1 rRNA gene is annotated in these 575 nt (G+C 52.5%); it reads left to right on the top strand.

From position 1 onward, the window contains the following. A 23S ribosomal RNA gene (locus P6N53_RS18475) occupies nucleotides 1–575 on the top strand; the annotation flags it as partial.

Raw genomic sequence — 575 nt, 5'->3', positions numbered from 1 at the left:
ATCCCAAACTGCCAAGAAAAGCTTCTAGCGAGGTAAAAGGTGCCCGTACCGCAAACCGACACAGGTAGGTGGGGTGAGAATCCTAAGGCGCGCGAGAGAACCCTCGTTAAGGAACTCGGCAAAATGACCCCGTAACTTAGGGAGAAGGGGTGCCTCGGTATCGTGACAGTTTAACTACTTGAGCGAGAAGAGGCCGCAGAGAAAAGGCCCAAGCGACTGTTTACCAAAAACACAGGTCCCTGCTAAAGCGAAAGCTGACGTATAGGGGCTGACGCCTGCCCGGTGCTGGAAGGTTAAGGGGAAGTGTTAGACGCGAGTCGAAGCAGAGAACCGAAGCCCCAGTAAACGGCGGCCGTAACTATAACGGTCCTAAGGTAGCGAAATTCCTTGTCAGGTAAGTTCTGACCCGCACGAAAGGCGTAACGATTTGGGCACTGTCTCAACGAGGGGCTCGGTGAAATTGTAATGACGGTGAAGATGCCGTCTACCTGCGACAGGACAGAAAGACCCCGTGGAGCTTTACTGTAGCTTGACATTGGGTTTTGGTATTTGATGTACAGGATAGGTGGGAGACT

The sequence above is a fragment of the Desulforamulus aquiferis genome, from assembly GCF_030577015.1.
Classification (GTDB): domain Bacteria; phylum Bacillota; class Desulfotomaculia; order Desulfotomaculales; family Desulfotomaculaceae; genus Desulfotomaculum; species Desulfotomaculum aquiferis.
This window is presented reverse-complemented; position numbering and strand designations above follow the sequence as displayed.